Source organism: Kordia sp. E, from assembly GCF_056033805.1.
On record NZ_JBRASR010000004.1, the window covers coordinates 430,269 to 445,107 of the forward strand.

The window sequence follows — 14,839 nt, forward strand, 5'->3', positions numbered from 1 at the left end:
GAAGTTCTAAAAATTCAAACATTGAACATTTTTCACAAACTCCTTATATTTTTATTTCTCTTTTTACATATTCCAACTTGCTTTTCACAAGAAACCTCAGCAACACATGATAGTATTGTCTCTTGGATTGAGAAAGCGAAGGATAAAGAATTAAACTTAGATGAGAAAAAGGCATTATTAGATAAAGCCTATTTTTTAGCAGGTAAAGAGAAGAGTGATTCTTTAAAAAAAGAACAATATCTTTTAATAACTATTGGATTTAAAAAAATAAAAGATACTACATTAGAAAGAAAGTCAAATACCAGAGCTTTATTGTTAGCTAAGAAACTAAATGATACTTTTAACATTGCTAGATGTTATTGGAGATTTGGAAGCTTCCAAAAAAAAACAAATAAAAATGATAGTGCTTATTACTATTACCGTAAAGCATTTAAGCTATATGATTTTATTGATAAGAAACAGGAAGCTTCACACATGCTTTTAAATATTGCAATAGTCCAAAAAAATTTGAAAGATTATGCAAATAGTGAGTTAACTACGATAAATATATTAAATAGATCTAAGTCTATAAATGATAGCTTATTAATTCATAAATGTTATAATAATCTTGGAATAATCTATAATAATTTTAAAGAGTATGAAAAAGCTTTAGAATTTCATAATACTAGCATAAGTTATATTATAAACAATTCTAAAGAATTTGTAAAACAAGCTAGTGTCTTAAATAATATAGCTATTGTTTATAGAAATCAAAATAAACATAAATTAGCTATTGAAAATTTTACTCAAGGCTTAAAATTTGATAGTTTATACTACAAAAACCCTAGATTATACGCTACACTAAACGATAATCTTGCATATTCAAAATTTAAACTAAATGATTATACAGAACTTCCTGATTTATTCTACAAAGCTTTACATATTCGAGATAGTTTAAACATTCACTATGGCATCATTATAAATAAGATTCACCTCTCTGAATATTATTTAGCTCAAAAAGACACTGCAAAAAGTCTACGGTTTATAAAAGAAGCTAATAGGCTTTCTCTAGAAAAAAAACTTCCCGGACATATATTGCAAACCTATGATTTACTTGCCAAAGTTGACCCTAAAAACAGTACGAAATATCTAAGACGTTATATTGAAATTAGCGATAGTACTTTACTAGAAGAACGTCGACAGCGAAACAAATTTGCACGAATTGAGTATGAAACTGATGAAATTGAAGAACAATATACACAAGTACAGTTAGAAGCGGAAAAGCTAGGCGGCGAAGCCACAAAATATAAACAACAAAACAAAAGAGTCTACCAAATTCTTTGGTGGCTCGGCGGAATTATTGTTTTAATTTCTATTGTTTTAACGATTAGATACTACCAACGTCAATTGCGCAACAAATATGAAAAAGTAGTATTGCAACAACAATTGTTACGTTCACAGATGAATCCACATTTTTTGTTTAATACATTAAACACTATTCTACATACAACGGATACTCAACCGCAAAAAACGAAACAGTACATATTAAAATTATCTAGACTACTACGAACAACATTAGAAAATTCCAGAGAAGAATTTGTTCCCATACAAGATGAAATTGAAGCGCTTGATAATTATCTAAACTTACAATCTAACTTTTCAGAAAAGTTTGACTTCAAACTAACAATTGCGTCTGAATTAGAACAAGAATTTACCTATGTGCCACCAATGTTGATTCAACCATTTGTAGAAAATGCAATTATTCATGGTATAATGAACACTAAAACAAGAGGTTTAATTTCTGTTGATTTCAAACAAAATGGAGATGAATTGATTTCATGTACCATTACTGATAATGGAGTTGGATATTCTAAAAGTACTATTGAAGGAAAAGAAAATGCTAAAGAACACAATTCTATTTCTGGAGATATAGTTAAAGAACGATTGGCAATCTATAATAAACAGACAAAAAGCAATGCTACTTTAAACATTGAAGATATTTTTGATGATCAAAAAAATTGTATTGGAACAAAAGTAATGTTGAACTTACCTTCTTATGAAATCTAAAATTTTTGAATAAAAGAAACTTCTATTATACAAAATCAGTCGATTTCTATATCTTTGACAACGAAAAAATCGATTTCAACAAATGAAAAAAGTACACTATATTTTCGCGCTTTTTGTAATTGCTTCTACTCTATTGATATCATGTGATGAAACAAAAGAACTAACTTCTTCTGACGATATTGGAACATATGCTTTTAATGTTTTGAAAAATATAGAAAACATTTCCGAACAAGAATTTCTGAATAGCTTGTATACATACGAAGAGCTTAAAGAATATGTAAAGAGCAATTCGGATCAATTTGAAGAAGAATTTATAGAAAATATTGCTGTACTTACTAAAACAAACTTTGATTCTAGAATAAAATTAGATTATAAAAATCTTAAAGAAAAAGGTGCTTCATTTAAGATTGATTGGAATACGATTGAAGCCATAAGTTATCAATATTGGCCAAGAGCAAAAAATGGTGTTGAAAGCGTGAAAGGTGATTTATTTTTTACACACAACACACAGACATACAAAGTAACTGTAACCGCTTTTAATGCTAAAAACAGTTATTTCATTACAAAGATTGAAGGTTTAAAAAAAGTTCAAAAAGAGAATTAATTAGCTTCTACTCATAATCCATTTTGATGTAGCATTCGCAACAAAACTTCATATGTATTCTAATAGTATTAGAATTTTTAAAATGCTGTTAAATAAAAAAGGACAATCATATCCATACGAATAAGATTGCCTTTTTTTACTTGATATTCAAAAAACAACTTACATTACTTCTTAATAAAAATTACATATCACATTGCATTCCAGCCATCATAGAAATAACTGTTGTCCAGTCATTATGATCATTATCAACTGGAGTATTACAATCGTCCTCTTCAGTTGGGCATTTATAAGTTTCCGGATGATAACCTCCTAAGACTTCTGAGCTATTAAAGTTTGAAATTTTTGCTTTGTTTAGAGAAAGCCTGCCGTTTAGTACTCTTTTTTTCATAATAGTTTATGTTTTGATTTATAATTAGACTCCAATATTGAAGTCAATCTTGACATAAATTTAGCATCTATTCTATCAAAAAAAAGCGTTTCTGGCTAAGTGGTCATAATCATTTAGAGTTTGGTTGAAGTCATTTAGAAATCGGTTATGTAGTACTTTTAAATAAGCGCTCAATGTTCACTTTACAACCATTTTGGCGTTGATGTCGGCACAAAGTTTTGCATACGATCTAATAATGTTGAAACATCTGCTTCTATAATCAACATATCGAAGTTTTTCTCTTTCAGCAATCCTTTTTGCATCATGGTTTGCATCATAGCAATCAGTTCGTCATAATAACCGTTACTATTCAAAATCGCAACTGGATGTGAAATTTGCGCTAATTGTAATGCCGTAATTACTTCAAATAGTTCTTCCATTGTACCAAATCCACCAGGAAGCGCTATAAAACCTTCTGCAAGTTCTATCATTTTCATCTTACGTTCTACCATCGTTTTTGTGGTATGCAACGTTGTAATTCCATGATGTACAATTTCTTTTCGTTTCAAAAACTCAGGAATAACACCAATCACTTTTCCATTGTTTTCCAATACTGTATTTGCAATAACTCCCATAATACCTACTTGAGCTCCACCATATATTAAGGTGATATTTTGTTTTGCTAACGTTTCAGATAATTCAACAGCGTCAGCTACAATTTTTGGATCGTTTCCTAAACTACTTCCGCAATAAATGGCGATACTTTTCATATGTTGAGTTTTGGGTTTTGTAAAGAAATTCTTTTCTATTTAAGATTCAACATTTAAACTTTATACTTATTTCGTTGATCATTATTTACAACAAACGAAAATACTTATTTTATATCGCTGTGCAAAATCTAGAATTGATTTCAATTTGATAAAAGATTACGTATCTGTAACGCATTAAAAAAACCTATTTATAACCAGAGAACTAGCTAAAAATAGGTTTTAAATCTTTGTTAGGATTACAGTACATTGATTACGATGGCAATAGTTGTATCGTCACTGTTGCCTCAGTATCACTATGAGGATCCATTGCTACAGTTACCGAATATTTTCCATAAGAACCAGAACCCGATACATGCCATTTACTAGTACCACAGGTTTCTTTGAAATGTACATATCCAATATTACCTGATTCAATTTCCGAATCATTATCCCAAAAATAAAGTGCCCATTTACTGTCATCAAAGGCACATGAACCAGAACCTTTTGTTTCACAACTGCATATAGGATTCGCTGTATCATAAGTTATTGGAATACCACAAATCGTACGACCAGATACACATTCGCGATACGCCGTCCAATCATTTTTATCTTTATCCGATTGCGAAGCGTAATACCAATCTTGGATGTAAACCTTAATAGGATTTCCATTTGTGTCTTTCATGTTCTTTGAAACGTCTAGTTTCACTTTTAGTGATGTGCTCATAATAAATTGTTTTTAGAGTTATTAGTTAAATACACTCCAAAGGTAAATTGACACACTCGTTTTTTTCAGCGCTGTAAAGCCTGTTTTTAAAAACCAAGCTGAAGTACTTGGTAGAAAATAATCGTTCAGGAAATTTGTTATTTGTAGAAATTAAAACTTCTGCATTTAGAATTAACTCTTGTAGTTTCGTTGTTCTCTATTCTCTATTCTCTATTCTCTATTCTCTATTCAAAATTACTCAAATCGTCAGTTCGAGTATCAAATCTATGATTTGATGTATCGAGAACTACTCAGAAATTCTATTTATCTGACTTAACAGCTTTCGTCATTCGGTCCACGCCGAAAATATCTTTCTTTATTTCTATGTTTTGAAACTGTTTTTGTTGTAATAAATCAATCATTTCTTTACCTAAATACTGATTGATTTCAAAGTATAAACTTCCGTTTGACTGTAAGTTCGCTTTCGCGAGATTAGCTATTTTATCATAAAAAATTAGTGGATCATGATCGTCCACAAACAATGCAGACTCTGGTTCAAATTCCAATACATTTTTATGCATCATTTCTTTCTCCAAATTTCGCACATATGGAGGATTGGACACAATGATATCAAACAATTGAGGATTTTGCTGTTGAAGATTTAAATCTTCAAGTTGTAAAACATCTGCTTGTACAAATTGAATTTCAACTTCATTCGTTTTAGCATTTTCTCGTGCAATTTTTAATGCTTCTTCCGAAATATCAATTGCAGTAATTATAGCTTCTGGAAGATTCTTTTTTAGTGCGATCGGAATACAACCACTTCCAGTTCCAATATCTAAAATTCTAAGGTTTTTAGTAGCTGAATCACTTTTTACAGTATCCAAAATCCATTGTACCAATTCTTCCGTTTCTGGTCGTGGAATCAACGTGTGTTCATTTACACAAAATTCTAAACCGAAAAAATGTGCTTTTCCAAGAATATGTTGAATTGGCTTTTGAAGTTTCAATTCACTCAATGCCGCAAACAAAAGAGTTTCTTGTTCTTTTGTAATTGTATATTCAGGATCTAACGCCAGTGCAAAACGTTCCAAATTAAAATAGGCTTCCGTCAACATAAAGAAAAAGCTATTCACCTCATCTTTTCCATAGATTTCATCTAATTCATTATGAAATATGTTTTGTATATCTTTTAATCTCAAGGGTTTTGGGTTTTGGGTTTTGGGTTTTGGGTTTTGGGTTTTGGGTTTTGGGTTTTGGGTTTTGGGTTTTGGGTTTTGGGTTAAAGAATTCTTTTTTATTTAAAATTCAACATTTAAACTTTACAATTTCAAATACCAAAAAGCGAAGCAATTTAATACCAAATTTAAGATAACTCTTTCAACATCCAAACGCCACATGAATAATGTCCTGTATTTCCTAAAGGTCCATCTAAATGTGTAAATCCAAACGATTCATAAATGTGTATCGCAGCTTTTAACTGTGAAGCCGATTCCAAATAGCATTGATCATATCCAAAATCTTTTGCAGCTTCTAAACACTTTGCAAACATTTGCTTTCCGTATCCTTTTCCTCTAGTTTTTGTCAAAAAGTACATTTTCTGCAATTCGCACACATTGTCTGTATTATCTCGCAATTGCTTTATTCCTGCACCACCAACTACTTCTCCATCTTCTTCAATTACATAATACACTTCACGTTCACCTTGATACGCTTCAAACATAGCGTCCGTTTCAGGATCTTCGTATGCTGTGCCAATTTTCGGAATTTCAAACTCAGGAAAAGCCGCTCTAATAAACGTTGCAGCTTCTTTGTTGTCTTTCTGTTGTATTTCTCTAATAACCATTAAGATGTAATTTTTATATCATACTTTTTTAATAAACCATGAATTTCTGAGCGTGAAAACTTCGCCTTTTTCAATTGATTTAAACTTGGATCGATTGTGTAATTGTATGCCGAACTCAAATCTGCTTTCTCTAAATTTGTATTCTCAAAAATAGCAGCTGTCAAATCGCAATCATCAAATATAGAATTCTCCAAATTCGTTCCTGTAAAATCCACTTCTCGCAAATTAGACGTTCTAAAAGTTGTTTGCTTAATTTTTAATTCGGCAAACGAAGCTAATTCCAACTTACAATCCTGAAACGTTGCCGAAAACAAAAAATTATTACATACACTAAAATCTATACCAAGCAATTTGCAATTCACAAAATCGACTTCATTAAATGATGTACTTTTCACTTTTGCATTTGTCATATCACAGGTATCAAATGTACATTCTAAAAATGTTATTGTTGATAAATACACAGCTTCAAACTTACAATCGATAAACGTACAATTGTCATATTCTCCTTTCGGGAACGGACTTTGTGTATAATCGATATTTTTAAAAACTTGATCGTGATAGAATTCTTGACTCATTTTATGTTCGCTTCAGATAGAAATTATGTAGTTTTGCGATGCTGTGAAGATACTGATTTTGGCTGAAATATCATTGTTTGTTCTTCGTTGCTTGTAGTTGGTTTATAATTATTAGCCACAAACATCTTTTCGAATGGTTTTTGAAATGAAACTAGAAAATCATATCGAGAAAATTTAAAAAATAAAACATATGAAAAAACTCATCATTATTCCAATTGTATTACTCATTGTGAGTTGCAAAGTCAAAGAAAAACCATTATTTGTAAAGGTTGATAATGTAGAAGTTGTAAATGCAACACTTGATGTTATTGAACTAAAAGCTGACGCGTATTTTATTAATAAGAATGATGTTGGTGGAAGTTTGGAAAGCAAAGGAATCGAAGTTTTTGTAAACGATGTTTCTATTGCACATGTAAGTTCGGAATCGTTTAAAGTTCCTGCACGAGAAGAATTTTCAATTCCATTAAAAGTGATCATTCCAACAAAAGAAGTGTTAGAAAAGAATAAAAACGGTCTTTTAGGAGGTATTTTAAGTAGCTTTCTCGATCAGAAAATGAAAATACAATACAAAGGAACAATTACCTACAGTACGTTTGGCTTTTCATATGACTATGAAATTGACAGAACAGAAGACGTGAAGATAAAAATGTAATGCAACATAGTCACGAAACATATATGCAGCGTTGTTTACAACTGGCTGCTAATGGTTTACAAGCCGCAATACCAAACCCTTCGGTTGGCGCTGTCATTGTACATAATGATGTTATTATTGGTGAAGGTTATACAAGTGCGTATGGTGGAAATCATGCAGAAGTAAACGCAATTCATTCAGTAAAAGACAAATCGTTATTGAAAGAAGCAACTATTTATGTTTCACTTGAACCGTGTAGTCATTTTGGAAAAACGCCACCGTGTAGCGATTTAATCATCAAACATCAAATTCCTAAAGTTGTGATTGGAACTATTGATCCTTTTGCAAAAGTAGCTGGAAAAGGTATCGCTAGGCTTCAGAATTCTGGCTGTGAAGTGACTTTAGGTATTTTGGAAGCAGAATGTATTGCTTCAAACAAACGGTTTTTTACATTTCATGAACACAAACGTCCCTATATTATTCTAAAATGGGCAGCAACGCAAGATGGTTTTATTGATAAGATTCGACATGAAAATGATCCTGTGCAACCCAATTGGATCACAAACAAGTTTTCGCGTCAATTAGTACATAAATGGCGAAGTGAAGAACAAGCTATTCTCGTTGGAACAAATACAGCAATTACAGACAATCCTAAACTAAATACACGTGATTGGCATGGAAAAAGTCCTGTGCGAATTGTGTTGGATAAATCATTACGAATTCCACAAGAGTATGCATTGTTTGATCAAACTATAAAAACAATTGTACTGACGGAACAACATAGAGAATCACACAAAAATTTAGTTTTTGAAACCATTGATTTCTCGCAAAATATAGCCAAACAAATCTGTGCCGTTTTATACAAACATGAATTGCAATCTGTGATTATTGAAGGTGGAAAACAAACCTTGCAAACGTTTATTGACAGTAATTTATGGGATGAAGCACGCGTTTTTAAAGGAAATGTATCGTTTCAGCAAGGAATTGAAGCGCCACAACTAGAAGGAAAATTACAAGCAACACAACATATTTTAGACAATTCGTTAGACATTTATATAAATGATTAAAAACTTACTTTTCGATTACGGCGATATTTTTATCAATTTGGATAAACCTGCAACTGCGCATGAATTGAACAAATTGGGCATTCAAGATTTTACACCCGAAATGATGGAAAAGAATCAAGCCTACGAAAAAGGTTTGATGACTACAGAAGCGTTTGTAGATTTTTACCATAAAGAGTTTCCACATACAACGAAAGAAGCATTAATTGATGCCTGGAATGCTATTTTACTAGACTTCCCGAAACAGCGTTTGGAATTCATCAAGCAATTAGCCAAAGACAAAACCTATCGTTTGTTATTGCTAAGTAATACGAATGATTTACATATTTCGTGGATTCAGCAAGATTGGGGAATGGAATTATACAACGAATTCGCAGCTTGTTTTGAGCAGTTTTACCTTTCGCATGAAATCAATTTACGAAAACCTGATGCCAATATTTATGAGTTTGTATTACGTGAAAACAATTTAAAAGCTTCCGAAACCTTATTTATTGATGATACAAAGGAAAACACAGATGCTGCTGCAAAACTAGGAATTCATGTTTGGAATTTAATTCCTGGAGAACAAGATGTTGTTGATTTGTTTACACATAAAAAGGAGTTATTTTGATTTACCTCATTCTTAGTATTTGTATTTCAAGCTTGTTATTTGTCATCTTTAAACTGTTTGATACATATCAAGTCAATACGTTTCAAGCAATTGTTGTCAACTACTTCGTAGCATTTATTTGCGGATTTTTCTTTTATGGAAACGGAATTACAATTACAGAAATGTCGCAACGACCTTGGATTATTGGTGCTGTAATTTTAGGAATGTTATTTATTTCGATTTTCATCTTAATGGCACTTACCGCACAACGAAATGGACTTTCCGTAGCTTCCGTAGCTGGAAAAATGTCTGTCGTAGTTCCTGTAATTTTTGCTGTTATAGTTTATAATGAACACTTAAGTTTATTGAAAATAGCTGGAATCATTTTGGCATTATTAGCAGTTTATCTAACAACTGTAAAAGAAAATGGTGGTTCGTTTGATCGTAAAAAACTACTCTTTCCAGCATTACTATTTATAGGTTCTGGTGTTATTGACACAACTATTAAATATGTTGAAAAAACATATGTTGCCGAAGGAGAAACGTCAATTTTCTCTGCAGCTATCTTTGGTTGTGCATTTATTATTGGAGTCGTTGTTATTACTATTCGTCGCGATTTTAAGATTACAGGAAAAACCATCCTTGGCGGAATTTTACTTGGAATACCAAACTTCTACTCTATTGTTTTTCTATTAAAAGCATTACAGCCTGAGCATGTTGGCGACAGTTCTACGGTTTTCCCAATTAATAATGTGGCGATTGTAATGTTATCGACTATATTTGGAATACTGTTTTTTAAAGAAAAACTAATTTTAAAAAACTGGATTGGAATTGCCATTGCAATTATAAGTATTGCGATGATTGCGGTTTCTGCGCAACAGTTGTAATTCTTAATTTTGATGTAAAAATTAAACGCACTGTTTTCTTTTTCCGCAGTGTAGTAATTATTTTTCGTTAAGAATTTTTGAAGCCTTGGAGAAAATTTAGAAAAATAATTACGATTTTAGCTTTTTCAGCTAAAAACACCTCTGGAAAAAGCGCCTTTTCTTTTGTTTCTTTTCTTTGGGCGAACAAAGAAAAAGAAAATAAAAAGCTATAAATTTCTTAAGAATCTAACAATTTTATTAGTAACGAATACTATAAACTCATAAACATTGGAAATAAAAGATACCTATAAAACCATTGATATTCCTTCAGAAGAAGTTTTGTTTAAAGACAGAAATAGTAAATTCTTTGGCTATGCATTTCCTGTGTTTAATGAAGATGATGTAAAAACACATTTAGAAGCGTTGAAAAAAAGTCATCATTCTGCGCGACATTGGTGTTATGCATGGCAATTTGGTAAAACTGAACCAGTTCGTTTTAGAGCCAATGATGATGGTGAACCTTCCAATAGTGCAGGAATGCCGATTTACGGACAAATTCAATCATTTGATGTGACGGATATACTAATTGTTGTCGTTCGTTATTTCGGTGGAACAAAATTGGGCGTTGGCGGATTGATCAATGCATATCGTACAGGCGCACAAATGGCGTTAGAAGCTTCTGAAATTTTGGAGAAAACAATCAACATTGATTATTTACTCGTATTTGATTATAAGAATATGAACAAAGTGATGCGTGTTGTAAAAGAGCGAAACTTAAATATCATTGCTCAAAAACTAGAAATGGATTGTAGAATTACCATTTCTGTACGTCAAAAAGATGCACAACAGATTTTTGAATTGTTTGAGAATTTGTACGAAATTCAGATTAAGGAGTTGGATTGATCATTCTCAATCCAAAACCTCTATATCTTTTATTTATCTAATTAGATTTATTACAGTATCAAGATTGGTCTGACCTCCACAAATTTGAGACAAGTCTTGTATAGTTATTTCTTGGCTGCATTCTTTCTCTTTGAAATTTTCAATGTTTTTCATTTTGTATAAATTATCTGATTAATCCGTTTAAATCGTCTACAATTGAATTACCAACATTTACAATCTTAGTATTGCTTGTAGTTGTTGTTTCTGTAGACTCTCCACCACAAATTCTATGTAGCTTTGCTGTAGGCAATTCTTCTTTTCTTAAATTTTTGATACTTTTCATGATATATGTTTTAAAGGTTAATAATACCTAAATATAGCACTTATTATATAGAAAAATGGAATTACACTTTAATCACAACCTCCACAGCCTCCGCAACTACTACATCCGCTATCGCATGACGAACAACTTGATGCGTCAAATTCAGAATCGAAAGAATCTATCGTATCATAAAAAAACGAGTCGAAAGAATCATAGTCATCAAACTCATTATCAAACAAATAATCATCTTCATAAAAATCTGTATAAAAGAATACGCTATCATCGTAATTGTCACCATCAGCATATAATACTTTTTGTTGCCTTACGAGCTCTTTATCTATCTGTTTAAGTAGATCAAAATTTATATTTCGTAATAAGAATATATTTCCACCGATAATGATTAATAGTTCTAATGCTTTTTTCTGATCATTTTCTAATAAATCATTAATATCCTTATCTACTGCTTGTAAATATGTATCAATTTCTTGTTTAATCTTTTTCCCATCTTCAGTTAATTTAATCAATCGAAATAGATCGATAAAGAACGACTGATTAAAATAGCTCTTTAACTCTTTAGTACCTTTTATACTTTCTCTATAACTTTTTTTCCCTCCAGAAGTGTCATATATCATTTTCACAAAATGTTTAAATAATATTTGTATAGATTCTTCTTTTACAAAAGGGCTTATGAAGATTAACTCATGATTTTTTGGTTTATATATACTAAAATTTTTGCCTGACTCAATATAAGTATACGTACGAACTTCATCTCTTGGATGTGGTTGTTTGTCTACTTCTACTATTTTAATCACTTTTTTAAGAAGCAAGTCCATAAAAGTAAATTTTAATAAACTCTTTAATTGTACTGAACCACAATCTCTGATAAGTAGAGTTTCTGCAGGTGTTATTCTTGAAAGTAACTTCATTATTTTTTAAATAGTAATTTAGGAATGATCCAGTTTCTGTGCTTATTAACTCTAGTAAAGTGAATTTCTTTAAATCGTGTATCAACATCAATCCAAATATCTTTTGGAGGTTTTTTTAAAAAAATAGATTCATAAAAATCGAGCGTCTTTATATATTGTTCTTTAAATAGCGGTTTTTCTTCTGAACCTTTAGTTGGTCCATGATGAATTGATTTATGAATTGTATTTTGACAAAAATCTACCCAATACGATTGTGTGTATAATAAATGAAGATGCCAAATTTGATCTACTTGATCAGAAGGTGTTTGTGGAAAATCTGAAATTACAATTAGAAATAGAAACTTTTTATACTCATGTACTGCCCTTAAAGAATATTCCAAAGACCAATTGTTTTCTCTTGCTAGTCGATCAGTAAATGTAAAAGAAGAATCTATATCATCGATTTCAAAATTTCGAATTTTGTCCCATAATATTAGTTGTTCTTCTGTCATGAATATATTCGTAATAATATTAAGTGAAATTTTAATTATTTCAACTGTTGCTCAATCTATTTGTATCTTTTTTAAAATTAATGTTACAGAAGTGACTTTCTAAAAAAATAATTCTTAAAAGTTTTATTCAGAAAAGTCAATCGTCGATAATTTTTCGATTAAATGCTCAGGACATTTCATCGGTCTTTTGGTCTTCATGTTAATAAATGCCAAAATGGTGCTTCCTTGTGTAATAATTTCCTTACTTTCATTAAAAATTTCAAACTCAAATTCAATCTTAACAGAAGGCAATTTTTTAAGTGTCGTTCTAACTGTCAGTACATCATCATAATAAGCCGACTTTTTATAATTAATCTGAATAGAAATAACAGGAAGCATCACACCTGCGGCTTCCATTTCTTTATATGAAATTCCTAAGGCACGTAACCACTCAGTTCTCCCCATTTCAATGAATTGCACATAGTTAGCGTGATAAACAACGCCCATTTGGTCAGTTTCGCCGTAGCGAATTCTTGTTTTTATTTCGTGACTTCTCAAAGTTTTATATCTAAATTTAATAATGTTAATGAATTGTAAAGAAATTGTTTATAGGCATGCGAAAAAAATTTAAGAAATTCAATAGCGTACGAGTTTTTTTTTCACTTTTTTTTTCACATATTTGTTCACGCTAAAAAACATAAGGAGAAAACCCCGAATTTTCTCTTTTTCCTAACCTAAAGAATAACAATTTAACAGTAATAAATGAGTGTAACTGCGCAATCAGTATGGGATAATTGTCTGTCTTTTATAAAGGACAACATTCAGCCACAAGCATATAAAACTTGGTTTGAGCCTATAAAGCCTGTAAAGTTAACAAATAAAGCATTAAGCATTCAAGTTCCTAGTAAGTTTTTTTACGAGTGGCTAGAAGAGCATTATGTTAAGTTGTTGAAGGTTGCTTTAGTAAAAGAGTTAGGAAATACTGCACGTTTGGTATATATCATTAAAATGGAAAATACCTATGGAAATAAAAAACCATTCACAGAAAAAATTCCAAGTTCAAACCGTAGCGGCGTAAGAGCACAAGAAATTAATGTTCCTATTAAAAATAAAAGTCCTGAACTGAAAAATCCGTTTATCATTCCTGGTATCAGAAATGTAAAGATTGAATCTCAGTTAAATCCTAATTATAATTTTGATAATTTCCTTGAAGGTGATTCTAACCGTTTGGCTAGATCTGCAGGAATGGCTGTTGCCAATAAACCTGGAGGAACTTCCTTCAATCCGTTATTAATTTTTGGTGGTGTTGGATTAGGAAAAACACACATTGCACATGCAATTGGTGTTGAAATTAAAGATAAGTACCCTGAAAAAACTGTTTTGTATATCTCTGCTGAGAAATTTACACAACAATATATAGAATCTGTAAAGAAGAATACTCGTAACGATTTTATACATTTCTATCAATTGATCGATGTATTAATTATTGACGATGTACAATTCTTCTCTGGAAAATCTGGTACACAAGATGTATTTTTCCACATATTCAATCACTTACACCAAAATGGAAAACAAGTGATTTTAACATCTGACAAAGCTCCTGTAGACATGCAAGACATTGAGCAACGCTTATTATCTCGCTTCAAATGGGGACTTTCTGCAGAGTTACAAACACCTGATTTTGAAACACGTGTTTCTATTGTAAAAAACAAATTGTATCGTGATGGTGTACAAATGCCTGATGATATTGTAGAATATGTTGCAAAGAACATTAAATCGAATGTACGTGAATTAGAAGGTGCAATCATTTCGTTAATCGCACAATCGTCTTTCAACAAGAAAGAAGTTACGATTGAATTAGCAAAACAAGTTGTTGAAAAATTCGTAAAGAATACAAAACGCGAAGTTTCTATCGATTACATTCAAAAAGTGGTTTCAGATTATTTCCAAATGGATGTTTCTACATTGCAATCAAAAACACGTAAGCGTCATATTGTACAAGCTAGACAGTTAGCAATGTTTTTTGCAAAGAAATTTACAAAAGCATCACTTGCAAGTATTGGCTCGCAAATTGGAAAACGTGATCACGCAACTGTACTTCATGCTTGTAAAACAGTAGACAACTTATCCTCTACCGATAAGCAGTTTAGAAAGTATGTTGAAGACTTAACAAAGAAACTTTCGTTATAATTACACTTC

18 protein-coding genes are annotated in these 14,839 nt (G+C 31.1%); 8 read left to right on the forward strand and 10 right to left on the reverse strand.

Annotated elements, in window-relative coordinates:
• Positions 1-21: 21 nt before the first annotated feature.
• Together ACUUYC_RS21405 and ACUUYC_RS21410 are read left to right on the forward strand one after the other, a co-directional pair.
• Positions 22-2,046 carry a tetratricopeptide repeat-containing sensor histidine kinase gene (locus tag ACUUYC_RS21405; RefSeq protein ID WP_474269230.1) on the forward strand — a complete coding sequence of 675 codons (2,025 nt, stop codon included), beginning with the start codon at positions 22-24 and terminating at the stop codon, positions 2,044-2,046.
• Positions 2,047-2,128: 82 nt separating this feature from the next.
• Positions 2,129-2,650, forward strand: a complete 522-nt coding sequence (locus tag ACUUYC_RS21410) for a hypothetical protein (protein ID WP_474269232.1) — start codon at positions 2,129-2,131, stop codon at positions 2,648-2,650.
• Between the two features lie 181 nt (positions 2,651-2,831).
• Here ACUUYC_RS21410 and ACUUYC_RS21415 read toward each other — a convergent pair whose 3' ends face one another.
• From ACUUYC_RS21415 to ACUUYC_RS21440, 6 genes are all read right to left on the reverse strand, one after another.
• The gene (locus ACUUYC_RS21415; protein ID WP_474269235.1) at positions 2,832-3,038 is read right to left on the reverse strand and encodes a class I lanthipeptide; all 207 of its coding nucleotides are present in this window, start codon (positions 3,036-3,038) and stop codon (positions 2,832-2,834) included.
• A 182-nt stretch (positions 3,039-3,220) separates the two neighbouring features.
• Positions 3,221-3,787: an LOG family protein gene (locus tag ACUUYC_RS21420; protein ID WP_474269238.1), complete on the reverse strand. Its 567-nt coding sequence runs from the start codon at positions 3,785-3,787 to the stop codon at positions 3,221-3,223.
• A 250-nt stretch (positions 3,788-4,037) separates the two neighbouring features.
• A complete protein-coding gene (locus ACUUYC_RS21425; RefSeq protein WP_474269241.1) occupies positions 4,038-4,490 on the reverse strand; it encodes a hypothetical protein in 453 nt (150 codons plus the stop codon).
• A gap of 299 nt (positions 4,491-4,789) precedes the next feature.
• Positions 4,790-5,671, reverse strand: a complete 882-nt coding sequence (prmC, locus tag ACUUYC_RS21430; protein ID WP_474269244.1) for a peptide chain release factor N(5)-glutamine methyltransferase — start codon at positions 5,669-5,671, stop codon at positions 4,790-4,792.
• A gap of 164 nt (positions 5,672-5,835) precedes the next feature.
• On the reverse strand, positions 5,836-6,315 hold the full coding sequence (locus ACUUYC_RS21435) for a GNAT family N-acetyltransferase (protein WP_474269247.1): 480 nt from the start codon (positions 6,313-6,315) through the stop codon (positions 5,836-5,838).
• Positions 6,315-6,890 (reverse strand): pentapeptide repeat-containing protein, encoded by a 576-nt coding sequence (locus tag ACUUYC_RS21440; protein WP_474269250.1) that lies wholly within the window; start codon positions 6,888-6,890, stop codon positions 6,315-6,317. Before ACUUYC_RS21440 ends, ACUUYC_RS21435 begins: the two co-directional genes overlap by 1 nt.
• A 190-nt stretch (positions 6,891-7,080) precedes the next feature.
• Between ACUUYC_RS21440 and ACUUYC_RS21445 the strand changes: the two genes are divergently transcribed.
• The 5 genes from ACUUYC_RS21445 to ACUUYC_RS21465 all read left to right on the forward strand — a co-directional run bounded on the left by ACUUYC_RS21445 (position 7,081) and on the right by ACUUYC_RS21465 (position 10,943).
• Positions 7,081-7,542 (forward strand): LEA type 2 family protein, encoded by a 462-nt coding sequence (locus ACUUYC_RS21445; protein WP_474269253.1) that lies wholly within the window; start codon positions 7,081-7,083, stop codon positions 7,540-7,542.
• On the forward strand, positions 7,542-8,588 hold the full coding sequence (gene ribD / locus ACUUYC_RS21450; protein ID WP_474269254.1) for a bifunctional diaminohydroxyphosphoribosylaminopyrimidine deaminase/5-amino-6-(5-phosphoribosylamino)uracil reductase RibD: 1,047 nt from the start codon (positions 7,542-7,544) through the stop codon (positions 8,586-8,588). The genes ACUUYC_RS21445 and ribD overlap by 1 nt, the downstream gene beginning before the upstream one ends.
• A complete protein-coding gene (locus ACUUYC_RS21455; RefSeq protein ID WP_474269256.1) occupies positions 8,581-9,195 on the forward strand; it encodes an HAD-IA family hydrolase in 615 nt (204 codons plus the stop codon). The genes ribD and ACUUYC_RS21455 overlap by 8 nt, the downstream gene beginning before the upstream one ends.
• Positions 9,192-10,061, forward strand: coding sequence for an EamA family transporter (locus ACUUYC_RS21460; RefSeq protein ID WP_474269258.1), 870 nt, complete (start codon positions 9,192-9,194; stop codon positions 10,059-10,061). The genes ACUUYC_RS21455 and ACUUYC_RS21460 overlap by 4 nt, the downstream gene beginning before the upstream one ends.
• 267 nt (positions 10,062-10,328) lie before the next feature.
• Positions 10,329-10,943 carry an IMPACT family protein gene (locus ACUUYC_RS21465; protein ID WP_474269260.1) on the forward strand — a complete coding sequence of 205 codons (615 nt, stop codon included), beginning with the start codon at positions 10,329-10,331 and terminating at the stop codon, positions 10,941-10,943.
• Between the two features lie 163 nt (positions 10,944-11,106).
• Here the strand turns inward: ACUUYC_RS21465 and ACUUYC_RS21470 are convergent, their stop codons facing one another.
• The 4 genes from ACUUYC_RS21470 to ACUUYC_RS21485 all read right to left on the reverse strand — a co-directional run bounded on the left by ACUUYC_RS21470 (position 11,107) and on the right by ACUUYC_RS21485 (position 13,198).
• Positions 11,107-11,265 carry a hypothetical protein gene (locus tag ACUUYC_RS21470; RefSeq protein ID WP_474269261.1) on the reverse strand — a complete coding sequence of 53 codons (159 nt, stop codon included), beginning with the start codon at positions 11,263-11,265 and terminating at the stop codon, positions 11,107-11,109.
• Between the two features lie 68 nt (positions 11,266-11,333).
• A complete protein-coding gene (locus tag ACUUYC_RS21475) occupies positions 11,334-12,170 on the reverse strand; it encodes a hypothetical protein (protein WP_474269263.1) in 837 nt (278 codons plus the stop codon).
• Complete coding sequence (locus ACUUYC_RS21480; protein ID WP_474269265.1) at positions 12,170-12,661, reverse strand: glycine-rich domain-containing protein; 492 nt, start codon at positions 12,659-12,661, stop codon at positions 12,170-12,172. The genes ACUUYC_RS21475 and ACUUYC_RS21480 overlap by 1 nt, the downstream gene beginning before the upstream one ends.
• 123 nt (positions 12,662-12,784) lie before the next feature.
• Positions 12,785-13,198, reverse strand: a complete 414-nt coding sequence (locus ACUUYC_RS21485; protein WP_474269267.1) for an acyl-CoA thioesterase — start codon at positions 13,196-13,198, stop codon at positions 12,785-12,787.
• A gap of 204 nt (positions 13,199-13,402) precedes the next feature.
• Here ACUUYC_RS21485 and dnaA point away from each other — a divergent pair, with 204 nt between their 5' ends.
• Positions 13,403-14,830 carry a chromosomal replication initiator protein DnaA gene (dnaA, locus tag ACUUYC_RS21490; protein WP_474269269.1) on the forward strand — a complete coding sequence of 476 codons (1,428 nt, stop codon included), beginning with the start codon at positions 13,403-13,405 and terminating at the stop codon, positions 14,828-14,830.
• Positions 14,831-14,839: the final 9 nt, after the last annotated feature.

Coding starts and splice junctions, on each gene's coding strand:
- ACUUYC_RS21425 (WP_474269241.1), bottom strand. CDS start 4,490: ATGAGCACATCACTAAAAGTGAAACTAGACGTTTCAAAGAACATGAAA.
- ACUUYC_RS21435 (WP_474269247.1), bottom strand. CDS start 6,315: ATGGTTATTAGAGAAATACAACAGAAAGACAACAAAGAAGCTGCAACG.
- ACUUYC_RS21475 (WP_474269263.1), bottom strand. CDS start 12,170: ATGAAGTTACTTTCAAGAATAACACCTGCAGAAACTCTACTTATCAGA.
- ACUUYC_RS21415 (WP_474269235.1), bottom strand. CDS start 3,038: ATGAAAAAAAGAGTACTAAACGGCAGGCTTTCTCTAAACAAAGCAAAA.
- ACUUYC_RS21455 (WP_474269256.1), top strand. CDS start 8,581: ATGATTAAAAACTTACTTTTCGATTACGGCGATATTTTTATCAATTTG.
- ACUUYC_RS21480 (WP_474269265.1), bottom strand. CDS start 12,661: ATGACAGAAGAACAACTAATATTATGGGACAAAATTCGAAATTTTGAA.
- ACUUYC_RS21470 (WP_474269261.1), bottom strand. CDS start 11,265: ATGAAAAGTATCAAAAATTTAAGAAAAGAAGAATTGCCTACAGCAAAG.
- ACUUYC_RS21440 (WP_474269250.1), bottom strand. CDS start 6,890: ATGAGTCAAGAATTCTATCACGATCAAGTTTTTAAAAATATCGATTAT.
- dnaA (WP_474269269.1), top strand. CDS start 13,403: ATGAGTGTAACTGCGCAATCAGTATGGGATAATTGTCTGTCTTTTATA.
- ribD (WP_474269254.1), top strand. CDS start 7,542: ATGCAACATAGTCACGAAACATATATGCAGCGTTGTTTACAACTGGCT.
- ACUUYC_RS21410 (WP_474269232.1), top strand. CDS start 2,129: ATGAAAAAAGTACACTATATTTTCGCGCTTTTTGTAATTGCTTCTACT.
- ACUUYC_RS21420 (WP_474269238.1), bottom strand. CDS start 3,787: ATGAAAAGTATCGCCATTTATTGCGGAAGTAGTTTAGGAAACGATCCA.
- ACUUYC_RS21445 (WP_474269253.1), top strand. CDS start 7,081: ATGAAAAAACTCATCATTATTCCAATTGTATTACTCATTGTGAGTTGC.